At 63.0% G+C, this 23,444-nt stretch carries 20 protein-coding genes, 1 tRNA gene and 1 pseudogene; 13 read left to right on the forward strand and 9 right to left on the reverse strand.

Annotated features, from left to right (window positions below):
• The first annotated feature begins 80 nt into the window (after window positions 1-80).
• Window positions 81-911 carry a PAS domain-containing protein gene (locus K328_RS0111405; RefSeq protein WP_205620652.1) on the forward strand — a complete coding sequence of 277 codons (831 nt, stop codon included), beginning with the start codon at window positions 81-83 and terminating at the stop codon, window positions 909-911.
• On the opposite strand, the gene K328_RS0111410 is transcribed toward K328_RS0111405, so the two are convergent.
• Complete coding sequence (locus K328_RS0111410; protein WP_036553923.1) at window positions 908-1,555, reverse strand: VOC family protein; 648 nt, start codon at window positions 1,553-1,555, stop codon at window positions 908-910. The two genes, K328_RS0111405 and K328_RS0111410, sit on opposite strands and share 4 nt — an antisense overlap.
• Window positions 1,556-1,902: 347 nt before the next feature.
• Between K328_RS0111410 and K328_RS0111415 the strand changes: the two genes are divergently transcribed.
• Window positions 1,903-3,141 carry an SAM-dependent methyltransferase gene (locus K328_RS0111415; protein WP_028466087.1) on the forward strand — a complete coding sequence of 413 codons (1,239 nt, stop codon included), beginning with the start codon at window positions 1,903-1,905 and terminating at the stop codon, window positions 3,139-3,141.
• Between the two features lie 3 nt (window positions 3,142-3,144).
• Here the strand turns inward: K328_RS0111415 and K328_RS23660 are convergent, their stop codons facing one another.
• The 6 genes from K328_RS23660 to K328_RS0111445 all read right to left on the reverse strand — a co-directional run bounded on the left by K328_RS23660 (window position 3,145) and on the right by K328_RS0111445 (window position 11,781).
• Entirely contained in the window at window positions 3,145-4,923 is a 1,779-nt protein-coding gene (locus K328_RS23660; protein WP_084608254.1) for a hydantoinase B/oxoprolinase family protein, read from the reverse strand.
• A complete protein-coding gene (locus K328_RS0111425; protein WP_028466088.1) occupies window positions 4,920-6,998 on the reverse strand; it encodes a hydantoinase/oxoprolinase family protein in 2,079 nt (692 codons plus the stop codon). The genes K328_RS23660 and K328_RS0111425 overlap by 4 nt, the downstream gene beginning before the upstream one ends.
• Before the next feature lie 146 nt (window positions 6,999-7,144).
• A complete protein-coding gene (locus K328_RS0111430) occupies window positions 7,145-7,933 on the reverse strand; it encodes a maleate cis-trans isomerase family protein (protein ID WP_028466089.1) in 789 nt (262 codons plus the stop codon).
• A 16-nt stretch (window positions 7,934-7,949) separates the two neighbouring features.
• Window positions 7,950-9,128 (reverse strand): pyridoxal-phosphate-dependent aminotransferase family protein, encoded by a 1,179-nt coding sequence (locus tag K328_RS0111435; protein WP_169721201.1) that lies wholly within the window; start codon window positions 9,126-9,128, stop codon window positions 7,950-7,952.
• A gap of 107 nt (window positions 9,129-9,235) precedes the next feature.
• Complete coding sequence (locus K328_RS0111440) at window positions 9,236-9,823, reverse strand: hypothetical protein (protein WP_156901287.1); 588 nt, start codon at window positions 9,821-9,823, stop codon at window positions 9,236-9,238.
• Window positions 9,824-9,999: 176 nt separating this feature from the next.
• Window positions 10,000-11,781 (reverse strand): tetratricopeptide repeat-containing sulfotransferase family protein, encoded by a 1,782-nt coding sequence (locus tag K328_RS0111445; RefSeq protein WP_028466092.1) that lies wholly within the window; start codon window positions 11,779-11,781, stop codon window positions 10,000-10,002.
• A gap of 191 nt (window positions 11,782-11,972) precedes the next feature.
• Here K328_RS0111445 and K328_RS0111455 point away from each other — a divergent pair, with 191 nt between their 5' ends.
• The 3 genes from K328_RS0111455 (at window position 11,973) to K328_RS23670 (ending at window position 16,256) form a co-directional block, all read left to right on the forward strand.
• Window positions 11,973-12,995: a TAXI family TRAP transporter solute-binding subunit gene (locus K328_RS0111455; RefSeq protein ID WP_036553925.1), complete on the forward strand. Its 1,023-nt coding sequence runs from the start codon at window positions 11,973-11,975 to the stop codon at window positions 12,993-12,995.
• A gap of 120 nt (window positions 12,996-13,115) precedes the next feature.
• Window positions 13,116-15,233 carry a TRAP transporter permease gene (locus tag K328_RS23665; RefSeq protein ID WP_051284810.1) on the forward strand — a complete coding sequence of 706 codons (2,118 nt, stop codon included), beginning with the start codon at window positions 13,116-13,118 and terminating at the stop codon, window positions 15,231-15,233.
• Window positions 15,234-15,395: 162 nt separating this feature from the next.
• Window positions 15,396-16,256, forward strand: coding sequence for an SDR family NAD(P)-dependent oxidoreductase (locus tag K328_RS23670; protein WP_051284811.1), 861 nt, complete (start codon window positions 15,396-15,398; stop codon window positions 16,254-16,256).
• Window positions 16,257-16,383: 127 nt separating this feature from the next.
• Here the strand turns inward: K328_RS23670 and K328_RS0111470 are convergent.
• Window positions 16,384-16,473 (reverse strand) — tRNA-Ser (locus K328_RS0111470).
• A gap of 118 nt (window positions 16,474-16,591) precedes the next feature.
• Entirely contained in the window at window positions 16,592-17,002 is a 411-nt protein-coding gene (locus tag K328_RS0111475; protein WP_028466094.1) for a DUF1801 domain-containing protein, read from the reverse strand.
• Window positions 17,003-17,316: 314 nt separating this feature from the next.
• Here K328_RS0111475 and rplU point away from each other — a divergent pair.
• The 8 genes and pseudogenes from rplU to rlmH form a co-directional block, all read left to right on the forward strand.
• Window positions 17,317-17,625: pseudogene (gene rplU, locus K328_RS0111480) on the forward strand (50S ribosomal protein L21); the annotation flags it as partial.
• Window positions 17,626-17,733: 108 nt separating this feature from the next.
• Window positions 17,734-18,000 carry a 50S ribosomal protein L27 gene (gene rpmA / locus K328_RS0111485; RefSeq protein WP_028466096.1) on the forward strand — a complete coding sequence of 89 codons (267 nt, stop codon included), beginning with the start codon at window positions 17,734-17,736 and terminating at the stop codon, window positions 17,998-18,000.
• 131 nt (window positions 18,001-18,131) lie between these two features.
• Window positions 18,132-19,235, forward strand: coding sequence for a GTPase ObgE (gene obgE, locus K328_RS23675; RefSeq protein WP_084608256.1), 1,104 nt, complete (start codon window positions 18,132-18,134; stop codon window positions 19,233-19,235).
• Window positions 19,232-20,377: a glutamate 5-kinase gene (proB, locus tag K328_RS0111495; RefSeq protein ID WP_036553928.1), complete on the forward strand. Its 1,146-nt coding sequence runs from the start codon at window positions 19,232-19,234 to the stop codon at window positions 20,375-20,377. Before obgE ends, proB begins: the two co-directional genes overlap by 4 nt.
• A gap of 39 nt (window positions 20,378-20,416) precedes the next feature.
• Window positions 20,417-21,706: a glutamate-5-semialdehyde dehydrogenase gene (locus K328_RS0111500; protein WP_028466098.1), complete on the forward strand. Its 1,290-nt coding sequence runs from the start codon at window positions 20,417-20,419 to the stop codon at window positions 21,704-21,706.
• 43 nt (window positions 21,707-21,749) lie between these two features.
• Window positions 21,750-22,364: a nicotinate-nucleotide adenylyltransferase gene (locus K328_RS0111505; protein ID WP_051284812.1), complete on the forward strand. Its 615-nt coding sequence runs from the start codon at window positions 21,750-21,752 to the stop codon at window positions 22,362-22,364.
• Window positions 22,365-22,438: 74 nt separating this feature from the next.
• Window positions 22,439-22,888: a ribosome silencing factor gene (gene rsfS / locus K328_RS23680; RefSeq protein WP_416366260.1), complete on the forward strand. Its 450-nt coding sequence runs from the start codon at window positions 22,439-22,441 to the stop codon at window positions 22,886-22,888.
• 80 nt (window positions 22,889-22,968) lie between these two features.
• Window positions 22,969-23,427 (forward strand): 23S rRNA (pseudouridine(1915)-N(3))-methyltransferase RlmH, encoded by a 459-nt coding sequence (rlmH, locus tag K328_RS0111515; protein ID WP_028466100.1) that lies wholly within the window; start codon window positions 22,969-22,971, stop codon window positions 23,425-23,427.
• The last annotated feature ends 17 nt before the right edge of the window (window positions 23,428-23,444 follow it).

Below are 23,444 nucleotides of genomic sequence, written 5' to 3' on the forward strand. Positions count from 1 at the left end.
AGGGTTTCGATCGGCAATGGTGCGCACAACGCTTTCACTTGCCGCATTTATGCCACAGGGGCCGTACAGATATAGAGGCCTTGACCGAATCGCAAGACGACGCCGCGTCACACCGTCATAAAGACCGACATCGAGGCGGAAGCCCGCGACTCCGGTTAAAGAATAGCCTCACCCAGAGCGAGCACCCAGAACGGGGGTTTACTTTTTGGAAAGCCTGCCCATGCAAAGTGGAGCAGCGTAAGGTGCTGTCGGGGGACGGCGATGCGCCTGATTTGAGGGAATATTGCATGTCTCGTTGGACCACGCGCCGACCGGAGTGTTTTGGGAGTATTGCGGAAGCCCTGCCCAATTTCACGACGCGGAGCTGCAAGTTGCTTGCAACCGGATATGCCAGCCTGATCGAACGCGGCGATGGAGGCATCCCACCGAAAAACGGTTTGGACATCACGGATTTCGCCCCGGCCATGGCGAATGTCGCGCTTACGGCTGTGACGCTCGGCTCGGCCTGCATTTTCCGAATTGCCGGTGAAGCGCTCCTCCAGCGCTTTGGGCAGAATCTGGTCGGCGTTGATTATTACAAACTGGTCGATCCGGTGCGGCGAGGCCATGCAATGCGGTCGATGGAATTGGTTGTCAGCACTCCCTGCGGCTTTCGCACCGAACTTCTTCAACGATACGACAATGGAGAGGAACACACGGCCGAGGCCTGTGCTTTTCCGCTGCGATCCGACGAGCCCGGTATTGACGGATTCATTTTCTTGGCAGACGAACAACTGGATCAACCGCAGGTCAGCTCGGCGATCCGGCCTTGCATGATCGAATCGGTAGTGACACGGCGCGATTTTATCGATCTCGGCTTCGGAACCGATACCAGCTATGAAGATCTTGTCCCTCGAGACGCACCGGCCTAGCGGACCAGTACGGGCGACGCATTCTCGCGTGATATCTCCGCCGCGATCCCGGCGGGGCCGCTTTCAATCTCGACCATATGCCGGACGCCCAACTGGGAGAGCGTTCTGTCCAGCCATGCCGGATCCGGGTGGCGAAGCAGAATTCTGGAGATTCCGAGACCAAGCTCAGGCATCCGCATCGCCGGATGCGGACCCTCGGGCCATTGAATGAAAACCGGCAAGGTCCCGCCCTCCGGCAAATCTCCATCATCGCGAACGGCAATCCGCCAGGCCAGATCTCCCCGGCTGACCTGAACCGGCCTACCCAGATCGAGACCAAGATCCCGGGCCGCGCCAAGGACGGCGTCCAGGTCGTCCGTCGCCACAATCCAGGAAAGCGGCCGCGGGACCGTTTTTGTCATTTCGTGAACCGCCGGATCGTCCATCCGGTACCAGCGCACCCTACCCGGAGCGGCTTGTTCCGGATCAATGGCGATGATCTCGAGAAAATTATCCGGCCCGGTCCGGGTCAATCTGTTGTGCGTGCCCATTTTCGGATGCGCGCCACCAACCGTCAGATCGACGCCGAGCCGCTCCCTGGCCCATTCGGCCCCGGCTTCAAGGTCGGCGACGACAAGGGCGAGATGATCGAAAACAAGACGCATGAGAGTCACTCCGGCAAAGGGATTATCTCCAACTATAGAGGGCGTTTCTTCACCGAAGCCATGGAGAATTCCGACCGGTAGTCTCGCGATTTTCGTAATCGTTCTGGGAATGGAACAATTGACGGACTGGCTGAGGCGAAAGTTCGCCTAAGGCTGCAGCATCCTGTTCGCCTCATTCGTTCCACGCCCGGATCTCCCTATATTCGATATGACAATTTGAATTCTCCCGCGATCTGACGCATCCTTAACCATAACCGGACCGTGTAATTAGGAGATTGCGGGATTCGGATCGGTTGACCGCAGCGGTCCACACCATCGTCTTCTTCAGTGAATGTGGGGGCGGATCGATGTTGTTTGCAAACCTCCTGTCCCGGATGGTCAAAACCGGGACGATCACGATTATCGGACCTGGCGGCCAACGCCGAAGTGTTGGATCGGGCGCACCGTCCGTCACGATCCGCGTGCATGACCACGTCACCGACTTGCAGCTTGCGCTATATCCTCAGCTCACACTCGGCGAAGCCTACATGGACGGCCGGCTAAGCATCGAAGAAGGTCGGCTCTACGAGCTTATCGAGATCGGCATGGTGAATTACCAGCGCCTTGAACATCAGCCTCTGCAGCGGATGCTCGGCGCTATCAGCTGGGCGGTGCGCGGACTGCAGCAATACAATCCAATCAGCCGCTCGCGCGAGAACGTGGCCCACCACTACGATCTCTCCGGCGCACTCTATGACAGCTTCCTCGATCCGCAACGGCAGTATTCCTGCGCTTACTTCTCCCAACACGGTATGGGACTCGACGCTGCGCAGGAGGCAAAGATTCGGCATATCGCGGCGAAGCTTCTGTTGAAGCCGGGGCAACGGGTGCTCGATATCGGCTGCGGCTGGGGCGGGCTCGCCATTGCCCTGGCGAGGATGGCGGATGTCGAGGTGCTCGGGGTCACCCTTTCGGAAGAGCAGCACAAGAGCGCCGTCGCCAGGGCACAGGCATCCGGCCTGTCGGACCAGGTCCGGTTCGAGCTGATGGATTACCGCCTGATCGAGGAGAAGTTCGACCGCATCGTCTCTGTCGGCATGTTCGAACATGTCGGCGCCGGCCATTATCCGGATTTCTTTGGGAAGATCCGGAGCACCCTGAAAGACGACGGGGTCGCATTACTGCATTCCATAGGCCGCATGGACGGTCCGGGCGTCACCAATCCCTGGATCAGACGCTATATTTTCCCCGGCGGCTATTCGCCGGCCCTTTCCGAAGTGCTGCCGGAAATCGAACGGCAGGCGCTCTGGGTGACCGATGTCGAGATCCTCCGCCTGCATTATGCCGAGACCCTGCGGCACTGGCGCGAGCGGTTCATGGCCAAGCAGGACGCCATGGCTACGCTCTATGACGAACGTTTCTGCCGGATGTGGGAATTCTACCTGATCAGCTCCGAACTCTCTTTCCGGCGCTTCGGTCACATGGTGTTTCAGGTGCAGATGGCGCTCGACCAGGAAGCCGTTCCACTGACCCGAGATTACATCACCGACTATGACCGCGACATGCCGACGGCTCTGCGCGCGGTCCGGGGACGGGCGTCGCAGTAAAGTTCACTTCTTGCGCAGAGCTGCCGTGGCCGTTTCGTCGAACGCTGCTGCAAGGGTGGCTCCCGGATCGTCCGGATCACCGCGCAGAACGACTCCGTACTGCTCCCGCGCAGCCTCCGATGAAACAAGGCCGTCGCGCCAGTCTCGCCAGACGGCTTCCACCGGCCGGGTCAATGGGTCACCCCAGCCGCCGCCGCCGGGAGAGCTTGCCGTCAGACGCCCCGCCGCCATGCGTTTCAGGCCGAATTTCGGGGCCGGCTCCGGTGCTCCGCCACGCTCCTGTACGTGCATTTCCCCGGCAGCGCCCCAGTCACCGCCCTTGATGCCGAACCCGGTCCTGTAGCGCAGCCCCTCGCCACGGAATGAGTAAAGCGCGGGCGTTTTGATTTCGACATCGTAATGGGCGCCAGTCCCGCCGCGCCAGAGCCCGGCGCCTCCGGAGTCACACCGGAATTCCTGACGCTCGAAATGCACCGGATAGAGGCGCTCGTAAGTCTCCGCGTTGGAAATCGTCAGCCCGCCAAGGGTGCAGAGGTGACCGATCTGGTTGAAGCCGTCCCGGCCCTCGACGGCACCGGCACCCGCCGCGGCCAGCCCATGATAGAAGACATAAGGGCGGCCTTCCGTCCCGTCCGCAGCGACCTCACGGCCTGACGTCACGCCGAATATGTTCTTCGCCCAGCCGGCGGCAGCCCGTTCCGGCGCAGCGCGGTTCAATGCCTTCCAGACGGCATGGATGATCTCATGTGCCACGAACACGGTGTCCATGGTCGTCGCCGCGCCCTCGCGCGCGTTCACCAGGCTGCCTTCCGGGGCCACGATATCGATAACCGAAAAAGTACCTTCGTTACGCGGTATCGCCGGATCAAAAAAGGCGGCAAAGGCGGTATAGACCGCCGAATGGGTGTTCGCGACGGTCGAGTTCTTGAAGCCACGGATCTGCGGATCGGTGCCTGTGAAATCCACTTTCGCCCGGCCGGCCTCAATCGTCACTTTGACCCGGACCCAGATGTCGCGTTGCTCGAAGCAGTCGTTATCGCTGCGTTCCTCGCCCTCATAGACACCAGCAGGCAATTCGGCGAGCGCGGCACCCATGCGGCCCGCAGCATGAGAGAGGATGCCGTCGAAATAACCGAGCGCCTCGTCGACTCCGAGCTCCGCCACCAGGCTTGCCACCTGTTCGGAGCCGATCCTGGTCGAGCCGAGCATGGCGCCGAGATCGCCTTCAAGGAGGTCCGGTGTGCGGGTATTCAGCAGCAGCAGTTTCCAGAGATCCCGCCTGACCGTACCGGCCTCGACAAGCTTCAGCACCGGCAGCCGCACCCCCTCCTGCCAGACCTCGGTCGCCTCCGGGTTGTACGTGCCCGCCGCACCGCCCCCGATATCGGACTGGTGCGCCCGGTTGCAGACCAGGGAAACCAGACGGCCCTCGACGAAGACCGGACGGGCGATCACCCAGTCCGGCAGATGGTTGCCGCCGGCTGCCCAGGGATCGTTCAGTAGGAAGACATCGCCGTCCGCGATATCGCCCGCGAAGTCACGCAGGATCGCACGCGCCGCGAAGCCGCCACCGCCACTATGGATCGGAATGCCATCCGCCTGCGCCGTCACCCGGCCGTCCGGACCGGCAATGAAACAGGTGAAGTCGTGCGCCTGACTGAAGATCGGGCTGCGGGCCGTGCGCACCATCACATGCCCCATCTGCTGCGAGATGTGATCGAGCCGGTTCTGCGTCAGGGCAAGAAGAACCGGGTCGACGGCTTTCGTCCGGGGCATGCTCATGCCGCGTCCTCCCTGTCCTCGAAGGTAACGAGATAGTTTCCTGCCGCATCCACCGTCACCCGGTCGCCCGGACCGGCGAAGATTGTCGTCGTCTCCTCCTCGATCAGCAGCGGTCCCGCCATCGTGTGCCCCGGCAGAAGATCCGCGCCGCGATAGATGTCCGCACACACCATGCCATGTTGCTCGTCGATGAAAACCGGGCGGTGCTCAATCGGTTCCGCCACCCCTACCGCCTTGGGCAGGCGCGCCTCGGCAAGCGGCGGTAGCAGCCCCTTGCCGACAACGCGCAGCGCGGTAATCAGTATCCGGCCGCCCGGCACGAGATGGCCGAAGCGTTGCGCGTATTCCTGCTCGAAAGCGGCCCGGATCTCCGCCGCGCTATCCCGCGGTGCCACCGGGATGCGAAGGTCCCATTGCTGGCCGTCATAGCGCAGGTCTAGCTCCCGCTCGGTCCGCATCTCCGCGGCGGCAAAACCTTCGTCCGAAAGCAGGCTCCGTGCCCTCTCCTCCAGGGCCGTGTAACGCGCCTCGACCGGTTGTTCCGGAATCGTATCGAGATCCTGGAAATGCACGTCCATGAAATCCTGCCGGACGTCGGAATGCAGCATGCCGAGGGCGCAGAAGGCACCGGCCTGACGCGGCACATAGACAGCAGCGCAGCCGAGGCGGCGGCCGACAGGCGCTCCGTGCATCGGCCCGGCCCCGCCGCAGGCAACCAGCCGGAAGCGGCGCGGATTCTGCCCGCGCTGCACCGAGATCCGCTCCACTGCATGCAGCAGGTTCTGTTCCACCAGCCGGATGATCCCGGCAGCCCCGTCCTCAACCGAAAGCCCGAGCGGCTCCGCTATCCGCGTCCGCACGGCGGTGCGGGCTTTCTCAAGGTCGAGGGTCACGGACCCGCCGGCATAGGCACCGGGCTTCAGCCGGCCAAGCACGAGATTGGCGTCGGTTACTGTCGGCTCCGTCCCGCCATGCCCGTAGCAGGCCGGGCCCGGACGAGCGCCCGCGCCTTCCGGTCCGGCGAACAGCATGCCAGCGCCGTCGACCCCGGCAATGGTGCCGCCGCCGGCGCCGACCGTGTGGATATCGACCGAGGGAATAACGAGATCGTAGTCGGCCACCGACAGCTCGTCGGTGACGGCGATCCGGCCCGCTCCCATCAGCATCACATCGCAACTTGTGCCGCCGATCTCCATCGAAAGCAGATTGTCGTGACCCGAGACATCCGCCAGATGGCGCATCGAGCCAACCCCGGCAGCCGGGCCCGAGAGGATCAGGTTCACCGGGCGTTCGGCAATTTGTCCAACCGAGACCGCACCGCCATTCGACTGCAGCATGAAGAGTTTGTGCCGCAATCCGGAGGCCGCCAGCGTCGCCTCCAGTTCCTGCAGATAACCGACCACACGCGGCGCCACATAGGCACTCACAACCGTGGTCGAGCTGCGTTCATATTCCCCGATGATCGGTGCCACCGCACTGGAGCGCGCAATCCAGTCCCCGCCCCAACTCTCCGCCAGCACCGCGGCCGCAGCCTCTTCGTGCGCCGGATTGGCGAAGGCATTCAGCAAGCAGATTGCCACCGCCTCCACCCCTTCGGCCCGGAACCGCGCGCCCACCGACCGGACCTGATCAAGGTCGAGCGGCTCAAGCTCCTGGCCGTGCGTGTCCAGCCGCCCGGCAACGGGCCTCCGCAGATAACGCGGCACCAGCACCTCAGGGTAAGGCGTCCGGTGGTCCCAGGGATTAGTCCGGATGCCACGCCGGATCTCCAGTGAGTCCCGGAAACCCTCCGTGGTCAGCAGCCCGACGCGCACACCCTTGCGTTCCAGCAGCGTGTTGGTCGCGACCGTGGAACCGTGCGCGAAGAAAGAGCATTGCCCGAGAAAATCGTCCTGGCTCAGCCCCATGTCGTTCGCCGCCTTCGCCACCGCGTTCATCACGCCGCGCGCAGGGTCCGACGGAACCGAGGGCACCTTGAAGACATGCAGCGCACCGTCCGCGCCGGCCACCACCATATCCGTGAACGTGCCCCCCACATCGACGCCAATCCGCCAAGGGGCTTTGAGGGAAATCATCGGGAACAACTCTCGGGATCACTCGGAAACGTGGCGGATACTGTGACGTGGCCGGGCATGAGAGGGCAAGCGCCGATCCCGTTCACATCGAGAGCGATCCGGCTGTGCTGTATCAGGCGCTGAAACCTGGCCTAGTCAGCCGCAATTTAATATGCCAGCAAATTCCCATACCCTTGCACCTGCGCCTGTACATCGGCCAACCGCAAGCAGTGCCAGAGACTCGCCTGATTGGCTGAAATCACCGGACGCTGCAAATCCTCCTCCAGCGCCTCGATAATCCCGACGCAGCGAAAACCGGTGCCGAGGATGAGGACCCCGTCGGCGTCATCCGGGCAGGCGGCTTTGATCTGGTTGTAGAGCGGTTCGATCTGCTGCTCGAACCCGAGACCCATCGGGTACATGTCGCCGGTCGGCACGTCACGCCAGCCCGGGCCCGGATCGTAGCGCAGCATCCCGGCGGGCTCGATGCCGTGGTCGCGGAAATAGCCGAGGCCAACGGCGAGTGTGGCGTCGTTGAACCAGGGCGGCAGGACCAGGAACGGATTTTTGATGTCAGACGCCTTCAGAGCGGCAAAACAGTCGAGAGCGTTGGTGGTGACCGGGATATCGGGCCCGAGAATCTCCGAGACCCCCTGTACGACCGCTTCATCCCAGCCCTTTCCGCCAACCAGACTGCTGGAGCTGTGGCCGAGCACCACCGCCGACAGGCGCATGGAAGCGAACTGCTTCGCACCGCGTTCCAGATCCTCCGACAAGGTGACATGTGTCCGGGCAGTGTCCCAGGCAGCCCAGGGCGCCGGCGCGGTGACACGGGCGGCATGGACGGAGACATGCGGCGGCATCATTGCCCACCATTCCGCCTCCGGAACGGCCTCGCTGCTGACAATGAACATGCCGATCCGGGCCTTCCAGCCCCAATTGTCCCGTGCCGTCATCCACCGCCTCCCTTTTTTATCCTGCGAATGCTGCTTTCGCGGCTGCAAGTGCAGCACCTTTATCGGCGCTGGCACCAAGGTCGGCAAGGGCAGCGGAAATCTGTTCCAGGTCGGTCAGGATATCTGCCTCGCTGACCCATCCCATGGTGCCGATCCGAACCAGGCGATCCTTCAGGTCCTCGAACCGGGTGCCGGCGATCATGAAATTATAGCACTCCGCCAGATGATCGATCAGCGCCGGAGCGGAAACCCCCTCCGGCGTTTTCACCACAACCAGCGTCGGGCTCGGCGTGCCTGTCGGGAAAACCGAGAAACCGAGGGCTTCAAGCCCGGCGGTAAGCGCCTTGTTCAAGGAAAGGTGCCGCGCCAGTGTCGCATCCAGCCCCTCTTCGCCGATCATAGTCAGGGCCTCGTCGAGAGCGTTCAGCATGGCGACCGGAGCTGTATAGGTCGGCTCGCCCTTCTCCGCCATCGGCCGGAAACGGCGATAGTCGAAATAGCCGCGCGGACCGCGATCATCGCGCTCGATCACACCCCATGCCTTCTCGCTGATGCTGGCGATGCCGAGGCCCGGCGGGCACATCAGGCATTTCTGCGAGGCGGAAACCACGATATCGACGCCCCACTCATCGGCGCGCAATTCGGCCCCGCCAAGACCGCTGACACTGTCGCAGACCAGAACCGATTCCGTTTCCGCAACGATCCCGCCAAGCGCCTTCAGATCGGTCAGCGCACCCGTCGAGCTTTCGCTGTGCACTGTCAGGACAGCCGCATAGCTTTTCTCGCCCAGCGCCCGGCGCACGCCATCAAGATCGATCGGATCGCCAAGACCGGAGACCACCTCGTCGACCTCGGCGCCGATCCCCTCGGCCAGCCGCCGGAAGACCGGTCCCCACTGGCCGTTGGTCGCGATCAGCACCCGCTGACCGGGCCCAGCGACATTGATAACGCCCGATTCCATGGCGCCAATACCGGTCGAGGCGAAGATAAAGGGCGGAACGCCGGAGCGGCCGAGAATGGGCTGCAACCGGTCCTGGATCGCCTTGAACCGGGCCAGGAATTCAGGCCCGCGATGGGCGATCATCGGCTGTGCCGCAGCATTCCGGACCCGTTCGGGAACGGCGGTCGGGCCGGGCAGACGCAGGCGGTAGGGCAGGGAAGCCCCGGTGCTGGAGGCGGACATGGTTTTGCTCATGAAATGGATCGTGGAACGAAGCGACCCGAGCATGGAACCAGCGCTGTCATGTCAGCGCAAGGGGGCAGTCAGGAAAGAAGATCCGGCGGTAGCGGCACGGACCGCGCTCAAAGCATCAGGAAATCGTCGGCACTCTGGATCAGGGGCTGGCTGGCCGCGTCAAACCGGAAAAGCTCGGCGTCGCTCGCGCTGGAAACAGTCCCGGTCTCCTGATCCGCGGCCCGGCGATGCAGACCAATCTCGTCCAAGCCGTCTTCCGGAACGGCGCGGGCCGCTTCCATGCCCCGCATGGCGGCATGCATGGGCGAGCCTTCAAGCCCGGCCCGACGGGCAGCACCGGCGACCGTATCGACCAGTTCCAGTTCATAGAGATCGGCGCCAGCTGAACGAACCAGCGCATCCGCGCCGATCTCGTCCCGGGCACTGTCCTCGCCATAGGAAGCAACCAGCCGACTGATCGCGGCAAAGGTCTGGTCTGTCTCCACCCCGGCAACAAGGCTTCCGGTCTCGATCACGATCTCGGCGGGCTCCGCACCGCTTGCCTCGGGCAAGGACGGGCTGGACTCGCGCAGATGCGACGGGTCTGAAGCCCGCCGGTAGCCTTTGAAATCCTCTCCGTCCAGATTCCGCGCGATGACCTCGCGCGACCAGTCGCCCGGCGCAACTCCCTGCTGCCAGAATCCAAAACTGTGCATCTGAAGGCCGTCCGCGCCTGAAGACGCGGAATCCATTCTTTCGGCAAATGCCATCGGCAACTGCTTCCATCACCTGTTCAGGCCCGCCCGGCGGCGCGCCTCTGTCGAGACGTGAGGTAAGCAAGAAGCAAGCCAAACCTGGAGTTCATCGGGAAAGACGCGATCGGCGCCGGACGTTAACCCTGAGCTTCGTCTTCCCCGCGCGGGATGATCCCCGGATCGCCATAGCCGAAATGCTCGGCATACGGGGCAAGTGTGTCCAGATAAGGCGCCATCTGGTCCCGGTATCGTGCCCACCGGCCAACGGCGCGCGTATAGATCGGCTCCGAAACCTGCCGGAAACTGGGGGTCCGGATCATCCCGCGGGCCTTGGCGTGCGCCGTGTGATCGAGAACCGCGTCGGTCCAGTCAAGGCCAAGGAAGCTGGTCACCCGCCGGGCAGTTCCTTCCGTGTCCGCAACCAGATCCTCGTAGCGCACGGTAATATGGTCTGGCGAAAGTGCCCGCTCGATCTCCTGCCACAGCGCCATCACACGCGCATAGAAACCGGTGGCCCCCTCCATCGAAGTGAAACTAGCCATCGCCGAATTGAGCCGGATCGACTGCATGAAACAGCTCAGGCAGCAATCGCAGGGATGGCGCAGGGACAGGATGACCTTGGCCTTCGGATAGAGCCTGAGGGCCAGCGGAAGATAGACGATGTTGAGCGGCATCTTGTCGATCACCACGCGCGGCCGGCTCCCCTCTTCCCCTGCCCAGCGCGCCAGCTTTGCCCGGTATTCCGCCCGCAGCTTGTCGGCGTCAGCCTGCGTGAGCGCGGCCAGCCGTTCGGCCAGCGTTCCCTCCCCCAGCGCCGCGAACCCGGCCCCGACGCTGGAAAGCACCGGCTGCTCCTCGATCACCCCCGCATCCGGATGGGCATCCAGAATCTGGTCCAATAACGTTGTTCCCGAGCGAGGAAAGCCGACCATGAACACGGCGGGCGGTTCCGCTTCCGGAAGCGGCGTCCAGCGGGTCGGCCACCCGTCCGATACAGCGCCCGCATAGGCATTGAGCGTGTTCAAAAACAGGCGCGGGTCGGCAGTACCCGACGGCGCGCGCTGGACCGCGATCTCATTGCCACGCTCGAAATGAGCCCAGGCCTCATCATATTGCCCGAGCCGGTCGAGAACGGTCCCCAGCTCAAACTCGACGGCATCGCGTCCCGCCTCGCCGTCCAGCGCCTCCGGCAAAGCCTGCAAGCGATGCAGCGCCCCTTCGAGATCGCCCTGGCGACGCTCGACAATCGAGAGAAACACCGCACTGACATGATCCTCGGCGTCAATGATCAGAGCCCGGCGGGCGGCCCTGCCTGCGAGCTCAAGCTTCGAAAGTGTCTCGGCAAAGCCCGCCAGGCGCCGCCAGGCAAGGTTAGTCCCCGGCTCGGCAATCACGGCCCGGCGCAACTCCGTCTCGGCTTCTCTCTCGCGGCCGGATTCACGCAGGATCACGGCAAGATTGACCCGTACCCACGCCATGTTCGGATCGGCCCGCAAGGCATCCCGGGCAGCGCGCTCCGCTTCACGGAGTCGTCCCAATTCCTGATAACTGCTTGCAAGGGCACCCAGCGCCTCTGCCTTGCCCGGATGGGTCAGCGCCCAGAGCGCAGTCGCCCTGTGACGGCCGGCCAGAGGTTCTGCAGTGGAGGCAACAGTCAACAAAGCCGTCGCGGATGGGGACGCCGGATCAAGCAGCACAGCCCGCCGCGCCGCCGTCAGGGCAAGCAAGGACACTCCAGCCCGCAATCCCGCCGCCGCCGCCTGAACCCATCCACCCACCGCCGCCGGGTGGCGCCGGGCGACACGCATGAACCCATCCGCCGATCCCGCCAGATCCCCACCCTCAAACGCCGCCTGGGCGTCGGCCATCAGGCGGCGGGTTTCTGTCAGATAATCAGGATCGGCAGCAAAGGCGGACATCGGGCAAACTCTTCAACAATTCAACCCGAGAGTAGTCGATCAGTATCAGCGTGCGATAGCCATCGCGTTGCGACTGAGCTGAAAATGGAAAAGACGAAGTTGAGCTTGATGCCGAATATCGTTGGCATCATTTTCATCGCACGGGCCCATTCGGCGACCCCGCAAGATAAAAAACATCAGGGAGTATAATAATGAACTTTCGTCCATCACGTGTGATCACGGCCGGTGCCGTTGCTCTTGGAATTACCTTGAGTGCCGGAATGGCCTCAGCCCAGGAAGCAAAGAACTATATCCTGTCGACCGCGTCGACCGGCGGCACCTACTACCCGGTTGGTGTGGCGCTCGCCACCCTGACAAAGGTCAAGCTGGAGCCGAAGACGAAGATTGGCATGTCCGCCATTTCCTCGGCCGGATCAGGCGAGAACGTGAAACTGCTCCGCGACGGCGAAGCCCAGTTCGCAATTCTTCAGGGGCTCTTCGGCTATTATGCCGCAACCGGCACCGGTCCTGTCGCCGCCGACGGTCCGCAGACCAAACTGCGCTCCATCAGCATGCTGTGGCAGAATGTGGAGCATTACGTCGTTGCTGCCGACAAGGCGAAGACCGGCACAATGGCCGACTTCGTTGCCCTGAAGGGCCAAGCCGTTGCGATGGGCGCCAAGAATTCCGGCACAATCGGATCCAACCGTACCATCATGGCCGGGTTTGGCCTGAACATGGACACGGATTTTGAACTGATGTACGGCGGATATGGCCCGTCGGTCGCAGCCTTGCAGGATGGCAAGGTTGTCGGCGCCGGAGTGCCAGGTGGCGTTCCCGTCGGCGCGCTGGTTCAACTGATGTCCACCGCGGGCGACCGTGTGAAGATGCTCAGCATGACCGACGACGATATGAAGAAGGCCGACAACGGTCGCGGCCTGTGGGTCCCGTACACCATTCCGGCCAACTCCTATCCCGGTCAGACAACGGACATCCAGACCGTTGCCCAGCCGAACTTCCTGGCCACGACGGCGGATATTCCGGAGGAAGATGTCTATCAGATCACCAAGACGATCTTTGAAAACCTCGGCTTCCTGAACGCCATCCACGCCGCCACGAAAGCAATGTCGATCGACAAGGCAATCGGCGGTCTGCCGGTACCGCTGCATCCCGGTGCCGCGCGGTACTACAAGGAAGTCGGGATCGCCATCCCTGACAGCCTGATTGCTAAATAAGAAGCAGATACCGTTTGTCTAACGTTGGACAGCTTGACCGGAGGCCGGATTGCGCGGCCTCCGGTTTTTCAAATCCGGCATCAAGCCGGTGCAAGAAAAAACACCACGGGCAGGGCACAGATGAATCCCGAGAACGCCGAAGACATTGACGTCAAGAAAAGGTCCAAGACCGAGGTCACCATCCTTTTTCTTGCCGTTGGCATCGCACTTTTCCATATCTGGATGAACACGCTGGGCACTCTGCCCACGCTGTTTCAGAACGGATTCCATTTCGCCGGATTTGCACTGCTCTGCGGTCTCGTGACGTCGGTCTCAAGCAAACCCTGGGCCCGGCGACCGCTGATCCGGGCACTCGATATCGGCTTCGGAATCCTTGTCGCCCTTGCCGCGCTCTATATCGTGAATGCCGAAAGCGCGATCTATGATCGCGGCGTCCGGCTCTCGTCCCTGGACTGGGTCATGGGATCGATCTGTATCATCGGGGCGATCGAATTTACCCGCCGCACGACCGGGATGATCATTCCGGTCCTGATCGTCACGGCCCTCGCCTATATTTCCTGGTTCGGTGCCTATGTGCCGGGTGTGTTCCGGTTTTCCGGGCTGCAACCCGAAACCCTGATGTTCCGGTCGATGTATGGCGACGATGCGCTGTTCGGCAATATCGCCGGGATCTCCTCGACCTTTGTTTTCATGTTCATCCTGTTCGGTGCGTTCCTGCTGAAATCGGGGGCGGGGAACTTCATCGTCAATATCTCCAGAACCGTTGCCGGCAAGCTTGTCGGCGGGCCGGGCCTGGTCGCGGTGATCGCCAGCGGCCTGACCGGCACGATTTCGGGGTCTGCCGTCGCCAATACGGCATCGACCGGCGTCATCACCATCCCGCTGATGAAAAAGGCCGGGTTCAAGCCGCAATTCGCCGGCGGCGTGGAAGCTGCCGCCTCCACCGGCGGGCAATTGATGCCGCCCATCATGGGCGCCGGTGCCTTCGTCATGGCCTCCATCACCCAGATTCCCTACACCACCATCGTCGTGGTCAGCATCCTGCCCGCCATCCTGTACTTTCTGACTGTTGCCTTCTTCGTCCGGATCGAGGCGCGCAAGGTCAACGCCGTGCTGCCACCGGATGGGAATTCGCCGACCGTCTGGCAAGTTTTCAAGGAAGGTGGTCCGCCATTCATCATCCCGGTCGCCTTGCTAATCGCGATGCTGGTCATCGGCTATACCCCGACCTATGCCGCCGGTTACGCAATTCTGATCTGTATCGCGGCGTCCTGGCTGACCCCGAACCGGATGGGATTGAAACAGATCATCGCGGCCCTTGAACTCGGGTCGCGGAACATGATCATGACAGCCGTCCTGTTGTGCTCCGTAGGCCTCATCGTCAACGTCATTGCGACAACCGGGCTCGGCAACACCTTCTCGCTGATGATTACCAGCTGGGCAGGCGGCTCACTGGCCATCGCAATCATCCTGGTGGCGCTGGCCTCCCTCGTCCTGGGAATGGGCCTGCCGGTAACCGCTGCCTATATCGTGCTAGGCACCCTTTCGGCCCCCGCGTTGAACCAGCTCATCCTGCAGGACCAACTGATCGATCAACTGGTCAGCGGCACCCTGCCGGACACCGCCAAGGCAATCTTCATGCTGACCGCGCCTGAAGCGATAGCGGCGCTTGCCGGCCCCATGCCTTTCGATCAGGCCCATACGCTGATCAAGGGCATGCCGTTTGAGAGCCTGTCCCTGCTTTATGACACGGCGTTCACCGCCCCTGTGCTGGCGACCGCCCTGTTGTCAGCGCATATGATCGTGTTCTGGCTGTCCCAGGACAGCAATGTGACCCCGCCCGTATGCCTGGCGTCCTTTACCGCGGCCGCAATCGCCAAATCGCCGCCGATGCTGACTGGATTCTATTCCTGGAAAATTGCGAAAGGGCTGTATTTCGTCCCCTTCCTGATCGCCTTCACGCCGCTCATGAGCGGCAATTGGGGGGAGATGCTGGAAGTGTTCGGCTTCGCCGTTTTCGGTTTCTGGGCGCTCTGCGCTGCCCTGGAAGGCCATTGGGAAAACAGGATGAACCTGCTTGAACGCGCGGTGATCGGCGCGGTCGGCTTCGCCCTGATGTGGCCGGCCCATCTCTATGTCAACATCGCCGCGCTTACCGTGTTTGCCGTGGTCTTCTACCTCAACAAACGCAAGCCATGGCCCCATGCCAATGCGACAGTGGGCGCGTCGGGCACATAACGCCGCCTGCGCATCGCGCCCGGGCCGCAATTCATTGTCGTCGATACCAGTCTGGACGCGGTGCTGCCCAAGACCGGCTAGGCGACCGCCATCAACCGCGGGACTAGCCAGGCCGGTCCCGGAATGCGAACCCGCAACAGGGCAAAGGGAAAGGGAACCAGTATGAGCGAGCAAAGAGTCGCATTGATCACAGGCGGGGGCGGCGGAATCGGGGCCGCCATGGCTCGCGCGGTCGCCGCACGCGGCGTCCGGATCGCCGTAACCGACATAGATGGCCAAGCCGCCGGAAGCGTGGCCGGCGAAATCAACGAGCGGCATGGTGCCGGCTCCGCCATCGCCTTCCCTCACGATGTCTCGGTCGAGGCGGACTGCACCATGGCCGTCGCCGAGACAATCGCCGCATTCGGCAGCCTCGACATCCTGTTCAACAATGCCGGGATCAGCGTCAGCACCTTCCGGCCTGACGCCGAGACGAACCTTCCCACCATCGCCGAGGTCACGCCGGAGCTGATGACCAGGTTCTTCTCAATCAACTACATGGGCGCCGTGCACATGATCCGCGCCGCGGTGCCGGCCATGGTCGACCGTGGCTGGGGCCGTGTCGTCAACAACACGACCAGTTTCATTACCATGCTGCGGGTGCTGCCGTACGGCCCCCTGAAAGCCGCCCTGGAGGCGAGCTCAGCGGTCTGGGCGCAGGAACTGGAAGGCACCGGCGTCACCGTCAACGTCCTGGTCCCGGGCGGACCGACCGATACCGCCTTCATCAGCGACGGGGCGGGCATTCCGCGCGCCAAGATGCTGAAGCCCGAGGTGATGGGACCACCGGCCGCCTGGCTGGCCAGCCCCGAATCCGACGGGATCACCGGCAAGCGCTACATCGCCGGCTTCTGGGACACCGCCCTGCCCGAGCGCGAGGCCGCAAAGGAGGCCGGTGCGCCAATCGGCTGGCCCGACCTCGCCACCGCCACCCGGCTCTGGCCCGGTCAGGAGCCTGGCAAGGGTCCCGGCAAGGGACTCTAGTGGGTTCGGTCGGCGGAGCGCCCTTGCCATGCAAGGGACTCAGGCTCGGGCGGAGACGGCGAAATAGGAACGCGCCGTCCTACCGGTCGTCGGCGGGTATAACTCATTGAATGTGATTTAAGGGGTCTGGCGGAGAGAGAGGGATTCGAACCCTCGGAACGCTTGCGCGCTCAACGGTTTTCGAGACCGTCCCGTTCAACCACTCCGGCACCTCTCCGAACAGGGGCCGGAACATAGCGGGGCGGGTGGCGGGATTCAATACCGGAATTGCATGCCCGGCGTTCCGGCTTTCACACTGGCCCGTGCCGGCTATGACACCCGTCTATTTCACCCATCTATTTCAGATGATAGGTCAGGGCGCTGCGGACGAGCAGCCGCAGCGGGTCGAGCGGCAGGGGTGCGCCCTCTTTGAAATGCACCGCGCGATTACCTTCATAGTGGAACTCATCCGGGAAGAGGTTGCGGAAATCCGGGATGATCGTCGTCCGGCAATGGGCATAGAGGGCGAAGCCGCCCTCTTTCGGCAGGCCCAGCCGGATGGTCGAGCCTGACTTTGTTTCCGGCGTCAGGTAGGCGGGCTGGCCCCATTTCAGGGTTTCCTCGAGCGCACCGACACCAGGTGTCTCCGCTGCCGTCTCGAATATCAGCTTGCGCACTGTCAGCAGTCCCTTCCGCATCGGCGGCGGGAAGGACAGGTAAGCGGCCGCGACGGCCTGGTTCCCGAAAGGCGGAATTGCGTGCGTCATGACACCGGACCAGTTCACCCAAGCTGATCGTATCCGGCGGTATAGGACCCGTCAAAAGCGCGGCGGATCCGCCAGCACGTCTCCTGTCCTGCGGGCTGGTGTTTCCGGGCCTTTGCGCCCGCCCTCTCCAGACACTATATATAGGGGCCTGATCCGATGACGACGCGGACATCCGGGGCCAACATATCTGCCCCGCAGATTCTCTCAAAAACCGGGCAATCCGCTGTTGACTTGAACGTCGCCAGGAGTATAGTCCGCCGCTCTGACGCGGGAGTAAGTGTCCGCGCGCCCTTTTCATTGCCAGAGTATTGACAATGTTCGCAGTCGTTAAAACCGGCGGTAAACAGTACAAAGTCGCCCCGAACGACGTCATCAAGGTCGAGAAGCTTTCCGGCGACGCCGGTTCTTCCATTGATCTTGCCGACGTTCTGATGCTGGGTGAAGGCGAAGACCTCACAGTTGGTGCGCCGACTGTCGAAGGTGCTGTTGTACGCGCCGAAGTGCTTGAGCAGACCAAAGCCGACAAGGTTGTCGTCTTTAAAAAGAAGCGCCGTCAGGGCTATCGCCGGACCCGCGGACACCGTCAGGAACTGACAGTGCTGCGCGTGACCGACATCCTGGCCGACGGTAAGAAGAAAGCTGCGCCGAAGAAGGCCGCTGCCAAGAAAGCTCCGGCGAAAGCTGAAGCTCCGGCAGAGGCTTCGGCCAAAGCCGAGACGAAGGAGTAATCCATGGCTCATAAAAAGGCAGGCGGTAGTTCCCGTAACGGCCGCGATTCCGCCGGACGTCGTCTTGGCGTCAAGAAGTTCGGTGGCGAAGCCGTGATCCCGGGCAACATCATCATCCGGCAGCGGGGCACCAAGTTCCATCCGGGCGAGAATGTCGGCATGGGACGTGACCATACCCTGTTCGCGCTGTCGGAAGGCAAAGTTGCTTTCCGCCGGAAGAGCAACGGCCGCACCTTCGTGGAAGTGGCGCTGGCTGAAGCAGCAGAATAACGCCGCACCCGCTTTCGGGCGGGTCATGGCTGCGGATGAGGGAACGGTCCTTTGGCTGTTCCCTTTTTTCGTGCCCGAATTCCGGCCCCAATTTCGGGTCGCCGGGCCGGGTTCTCACTGGATGACATGAGATGAAGTTCCTCGATCAGGCCAAGGTGTTTCTGAAGAGCGGCGACGGCGGCCCCGGTTGCGTCAGTTTCCGGCGCGAGGCTTTCATCGAATATGGTGGGCCGGACGGTGGCGATGGCGGTCGCGGCGGCGCCGTCGTGCTGGAATGCGTCGATGGCCTGAACACGCTGATCGACTACCGGTACCAACAGCATTTCAAGGCAGACAGCGGCCGTCCCGGCTCCGGCGGTAACCGCAGCGGCGCCAGCGGCGGCGACTCCGTGCTGCGCCTGCCGGTCGGCACGCAGGTCCTCGACGACGACCGCGAACATGTCATCGCCGATCTGACGAAGGTCGGTGAGCGTATCGTCCTGATGAAGGGCGGCGACGGCGGTTTCGGTAACGCGCATTACAAAACCTCCACAAACCAGGCCCCGCGCAAGTCCCTGCCCGGCTGGCCGGGGGAGGAAATGTGGGTCTGGCTGCGGCTGAAACTGATTGCCGACGCGGGGCTGATCGGCCTGCCCAATGCCGGAAAATCGACTTTCCTGTCCAGTGTCACGCGGGCCCGCCCGAAAATCGCAGATTACCCTTTCACCACATTGCATCCCGGTCTCGGCGTTGCCACGGTCGGCAAGGAAGAATTCGTCATTGCCGATATTCCGGGCCTGATCGAGGGCGCTTCCGAAGGAGCCGGGCTCGGCCACCGTTTTCTCGGCCATGTTGAGCGCTGCGCCGTGCTGCTGCATCTGGTCGACGCCACTCAGAACGATCCGGCCGCGGCCTATCGCACCGTGCGCCAGGAGCTGGAGGAATATGGCGGGGGCCTCTCCGACAAACAGGAGATCGTCGCACTTTCCAAGATCGACTCGGTGCCCGAGGAAGATATCCCGGTGCTGGTCGATATGGTGCAGGAGGAAATCGGCCGCGAGGTGATCACCCTTTCAGCCATCTCCGGCGCCGGCCTCGATACCGCGCTTTCTGCCCTTATCGGACCCGTTCAGGAAGCGCGCCGCGCGCGTAAGGACGCGGCGGCGAAGGACGACACCGACTTCTCCGAGCCTGAAGACGAAACAGAAGCCTCCGAAGAAACCGGCAAGACTGGAGCCGGCTGGTCTCCCGTATGAGGCCCGACGGTACCGAACAACTGAAGAGTGCCGGTCTGGACGACGCTGAACGGATCGTCGTCAAGATCGGCTCGGCCCTGCTCGTGGACGAAGACGGCGGTGAGGTCCGACGCGACTGGCTGAACTCGCTTGCCGATGATATCGCCGAGCTGAAAGCGCGCGGCAAGCAGGTGCTCGTCGTCTCCTCCGGCGCCATTGCCGTCGGACGGCGCCATCTCGGCCTGCCCAAGGGGGCGCTGAAGCTGGAAGAAAAGCAGGCCGCCGCCGCTACCGGCCAGATCCGGCTTGCCCATGCCTATCAGGAAGCGCTCGCCCGCCATGGCATTACGGTCGCGCAGATCCTGCTCTCTCCCGACGATACCGAAGAGCGGCGACGCCACCTGAACGCGCGCTCCACGCTGACCGCGCTGCTCAGCCTCGGTGCGGTGCCCGTCATCAACGAGAACGATACGGTCGCGACCGAGGAAATCCGGTTCGGGGACAATGACAGGCTCGGCGCCCGCGTCGCCCAGATGGTGAGTGCCGATACGCTGATCCTGCTCTCCGACATCGACGGCCTCTATACCGCCGACCCGCGACGCGACGCCGCCGCCGCTCATATTCCCTTCGTCGAGCTTATCGACGCGGAGATCGAAGCCATGGCCGGAACCGCCGGCAGCGATCACGCGTCGGGCGGCATGGTGACCAAGATCGCCGCCGGGAAGATCGCCACCGCCGCCGGGTGCCGCATGGCCATCGCCAAGGGCTACGCGCCGCATCCGCTCCGCGCCGTCAGTGAAGGCGCGCCCGTGACCTGGTTCGCGGCAGCGACCACACCGCGCGGTGCCCGCAAGAACTGGATTGCCGGCTCTCTCACGCCAAAAGGCTCCCTCACACTTGATGAAGGCGCCCTGAAAGCGCTGACCCGTGGCAAGAGCCTGCTCCCGGCGGGCGTCACGGCGGTCGGCGGAAGTTTCGAACGCGGCGATCTGGTGGAAATCCTCGATCCGGCGGGACGGCCGGTTGCGCGCGGGCTTTCGGCCTATAGTGCAGCGGACGCTAAGCTGATCGCCGGGTACAAATCCCGTGAAATAGAGCGGGTCCTCGGCTACCGTGGCCGGGACGAGCTGGTCCACAGGGACGATCTGGTGCTTGAGCGCTGACCGGCGCGCACCGGAAGAAATTGGGGAGCGAATGGACCGATGGCCATTCTTGAGATCGACAGCACAGATAACGGCGATATTGCCGGGATGATGTCCAGCCTTGGCGCGGCCGCGCGTGAAGCCGCCGCAGCCCTGGCCATTGCGACAACGGAACAAAAAAATGCGGCGCTTAAGGGTGCTGCCGAGGCGATCCGTGCGTCTCAGCCTCAAATCCTGTCCGCAAACGCGAAAGACATTGATTTTGCAAAAGAAAAAGGCGTCCGAGACTCCCTGATGGACCGCCTGAAACTGGATGCGGGCCGGATCGAAGCCATCGCCCAGGGCATGGAAGACGTCGCCGCGCTGCCCGATCCGATCGGCGGCGTGATGGCCGAATGGGACCGCCCGAACGGGCTGAAAATCGCCCGTGTCCGGGTGCCCCTCGGCGTCATCGGCATCATCTATGAATCCCGCCCGAACGTGACGGCGGATGCTGGCAGCCTTTGCCTGAAATCCGGTAACGCGGCGATCCTGCGTGGTGGCTCGGAGAGCTTCCATTCCTCGAACGCGCTGGTCGAGTGCCTGCATCGGGGCCTGAAAGCGGCCGGTCTGCCGGAAGCTGCGGTGCAGCTTATCCCGACCCGCGACCGGGCGGCGGTCGGCGTGCTGCTGACCATGAACGACAGCGTGGACATCATCGTGCCGCGTGGCGGCAAGAGCCTGATCGAGCGGGTGCAGAAAGAAAGCCGGATTCCGGTCATCGCCCATCTCGACGGCGTCTGCCATGTCTATGTCGACGCGGCGGCGGACCCGGCCATGGCGCGCGATATCGTACTAAACTCGAAAATGCGCCGGACCAGCGTTTGCGGGTCCGCCGAAACGCTGTTGATCGATGAAAAAGTCGCGGCCGACCAACTCCCCGGCATCGCCGCCGCGCTACGGGAAGCGGGCTGCCAGATCAAGGGCGACGCAGCGGCACGGAAAATCGTTCCGGATATGCAAGAAACGACGGAAGCCGACTGGTCCACGGAGTATCTGGACGCCATTCTCTCGATCCGGGTACTCGATGGTGTGGATGCGGCAATCGACCATATCAACCACTACGGCTCGCACCACACGGACAGTATCGTGACTGATGACGACGCGGCGGCCGCGCGCTTCACCTCCCGCGTGGATAGCGCCATCGTGCTGCATAACGCCTCGACCCAGTTCGCCGACGGCGGCGAGTTCGGCATGGGCGCGGAGATCGGCATATCCACCGGCAAGTTGCATGCGCGGGGACCGGTCGGGGCGGAACAGCTGACCAGCTTCAAATATGTCGTGACCGGAACCGGCCAGACTCGCCCGTGAGCGGGCATCTGCGCCAGACTGGCAGCATGTCCGGCACCCTGTCATGATCAAGAACCCCAAGGCCCGTCGCTTCCTGGCCGCCGCGCGCGGCAAGACCATCGCGGTGATGGGCGGGTCCTTCAACCCTGCGCATAAAGGCCATCTCGACGTCGCGCTCTACGCCCTGCGGAGGCTCAAAGCGGACGAGGTCTGGTGGATGGTCTCGCCGCAGAATCCGCTGAAAACCGCGAACGGTATGGCGCCGTTCGCCGAGCGCATGGCCTCGGCCGAGCGGCTGGCCCGGCATCACTCCAGGATCCGGGTCACGGATATCGAGGTTCAGCTCGGCACACAGTTCACGGCCGACACGCTCCGCACCCTGGTCGGCACCGTCCGGGACGCCCGGTTCATCTGGGTCATGGGGGCGGATAATCTGGTCGGCTTCCATCGCTGGGCTGCATGGCAACAAATCTTCAACAGTGTCGTCATTGCAGTTTTCGACCGTCCATCCTATTCTCTAAGGGCCTTGTCGGGCCCGGCGGCCCGCCGTTTTGCCAGGATGCGTATCCGGGAGCGTTCCGGGTCACAGCTTCGCAATCGACGGGCACCGGCGTGGGTGTTCTTTCACACCCCGCTTAATCCGTTGTCCGCTACCCGGATCCGGTATGGGGCGGGATAGCAGGACAAACGGACGCTATTCCTGATATATGGCACGCATTGTGGCGCCGTTCCGGATTGACGGGGCCGCATTATTTGATCGGCTTAGCGCCTCTGGCGCGAAAGGAGACAGTCATACCGAAAAAATCCGCTCTCCCTTCAAGGGAAAGCCTCGTCGATCTGGCCTCTCGCTCGCTCGACGATCTTAAGGCTGAGGATCTGGTCGTTATCGACCTCGAAGGCAAAACCTCGATATGCGATTGCATGATCATCGCAAGCGGGCGATCCACCCGCCAAGTCGCCTCTATGGCGGAACACCTCATCGAGAAACTGAAATCCGCCGGCGTGAAGGGAATCTCGGTAGAGGGTCTCTCGCAGGGCGATTGGGTTCTGGTCGATGCCGGTGACATCATCGTGCACCTGTTCCGCCCGGAAGTCCGCGAATTCTACGGACTTGAGAAAATGTGGGGCAGCGAGCTCGCAGACAGCGGCAGGACCGTCCAGGTCGGCGGCATGGACGATGCCCGGGAATTTGCCCACGCCTGAGTAACCGATCGGATGCTGGCGCGGCGCCGACAATTTGAACCGGCGCCCGCCTCGACATCGCCCGGTCACGGAAAATATCCATGAAACTGACCCTCGCTGCGGTCGGCAAAGCCCGTCGTGACGTCCATTCGGACCTGTTCGCGCATTACAGCGGGCGCCTTTCCTGGCCGCTGGAGCTTCGCGAAGTCGATATCCGCCGCAAGCTCCCGCCCGAACAGATGCAGGAAGAAGAAGCAACACAGCTCCTGGCCCTCGTGCCGGACGGTGCCATCGCCGTGGTACTGGACGAGCGGGGCAAAGCGCTTTCAAGTGCTGAATTCTCAGGCAGGATCGGTGGCTGGCGCGATGACGGCATCCGCGACATTGTGTTCCTGATCGGCGGTGCGGACGGACATCACGATCGCGTCCGTAGCCGGGCGGATCTGCTGTTCTCGCTCGGCCGGGCAACCTGGCCGCACATGCTGGTACGCGGGATGATCGCCGAACAGCTCTATCGCGCGCAGCAAATTCTGGCCGGACATCCCTATCATCGGGAATGACCCGATCATCATCATCG

It is taken from the genome of Nisaea denitrificans DSM 18348, assembly GCF_000426505.1.
GTDB classification, from domain to species: domain Bacteria; phylum Pseudomonadota; class Alphaproteobacteria; order Thalassobaculales; family Thalassobaculaceae; genus Nisaea; species Nisaea denitrificans.

What these genes read in the sequence shown, in the direction of transcription:
- K328_RS0111435 (WP_169721201.1), bottom strand. Translation starts at nt 9,128, where the DNA reads ATGAGCAAAACCATGTCCGCCTCCAGCACCGGGGCTTCCCTGCCCTAC.
- obgE (WP_084608256.1), top strand. Translation starts at nt 18,132, where the DNA reads ATGAAGTTCCTCGATCAGGCCAAGGTGTTTCTGAAGAGCGGCGACGGC.
- K328_RS0111440 (WP_156901287.1), bottom strand. Translation starts at nt 9,823, where the DNA reads ATGCACAGTTTTGGATTCTGGCAGCAGGGAGTTGCGCCGGGCGACTGG.
- K328_RS0111500 (WP_028466098.1), top strand. Translation starts at nt 20,417, where the DNA reads ATGGCCATTCTTGAGATCGACAGCACAGATAACGGCGATATTGCCGGG.
- rpmA (WP_028466096.1), top strand. Translation starts at nt 17,734, where the DNA reads ATGGCTCATAAAAAGGCAGGCGGTAGTTCCCGTAACGGCCGCGATTCC.
- K328_RS23665 (WP_051284810.1), top strand. Translation starts at nt 13,116, where the DNA reads ATGAATCCCGAGAACGCCGAAGACATTGACGTCAAGAAAAGGTCCAAG.
- K328_RS0111475 (WP_028466094.1), bottom strand. Translation starts at nt 17,002, where the DNA reads ATGACGCACGCAATTCCGCCTTTCGGGAACCAGGCCGTCGCGGCCGCT.
- K328_RS0111410 (WP_036553923.1), bottom strand. Translation starts at nt 1,555, where the DNA reads ATGCGTCTTGTTTTCGATCATCTCGCCCTTGTCGTCGCCGACCTTGAA.
- K328_RS0111505 (WP_051284812.1), top strand. Translation starts at nt 21,750, where the DNA reads ATGATCAAGAACCCCAAGGCCCGTCGCTTCCTGGCCGCCGCGCGCGGC.
- K328_RS0111415 (WP_028466087.1), top strand. Translation starts at nt 1,903, where the DNA reads ATGTTGTTTGCAAACCTCCTGTCCCGGATGGTCAAAACCGGGACGATC.
- K328_RS0111455 (WP_036553925.1), top strand. Translation starts at nt 11,973, where the DNA reads ATGAACTTTCGTCCATCACGTGTGATCACGGCCGGTGCCGTTGCTCTT.
- K328_RS0111430 (WP_028466089.1), bottom strand. Translation starts at nt 7,933, where the DNA reads ATGACGGCACGGGACAATTGGGGCTGGAAGGCCCGGATCGGCATGTTC.
- K328_RS23670 (WP_051284811.1), top strand. Translation starts at nt 15,396, where the DNA reads ATGAGCGAGCAAAGAGTCGCATTGATCACAGGCGGGGGCGGCGGAATC.
- K328_RS0111425 (WP_028466088.1), bottom strand. Translation starts at nt 6,998, where the DNA reads ATGATTTCCCTCAAAGCCCCTTGGCGGATTGGCGTCGATGTGGGGGGC.
- proB (WP_036553928.1), top strand. Translation starts at nt 19,232, where the DNA reads ATGAGGCCCGACGGTACCGAACAACTGAAGAGTGCCGGTCTGGACGAC.
- K328_RS0111445 (WP_028466092.1), bottom strand. Translation starts at nt 11,781, where the DNA reads ATGTCCGCCTTTGCTGCCGATCCTGATTATCTGACAGAAACCCGCCGC.
- rlmH (WP_028466100.1), top strand. Translation starts at nt 22,969, where the DNA reads ATGAAACTGACCCTCGCTGCGGTCGGCAAAGCCCGTCGTGACGTCCAT.
- K328_RS23660 (WP_084608254.1), bottom strand. Translation starts at nt 4,923, where the DNA reads ATGAGCATGCCCCGGACGAAAGCCGTCGACCCGGTTCTTCTTGCCCTG.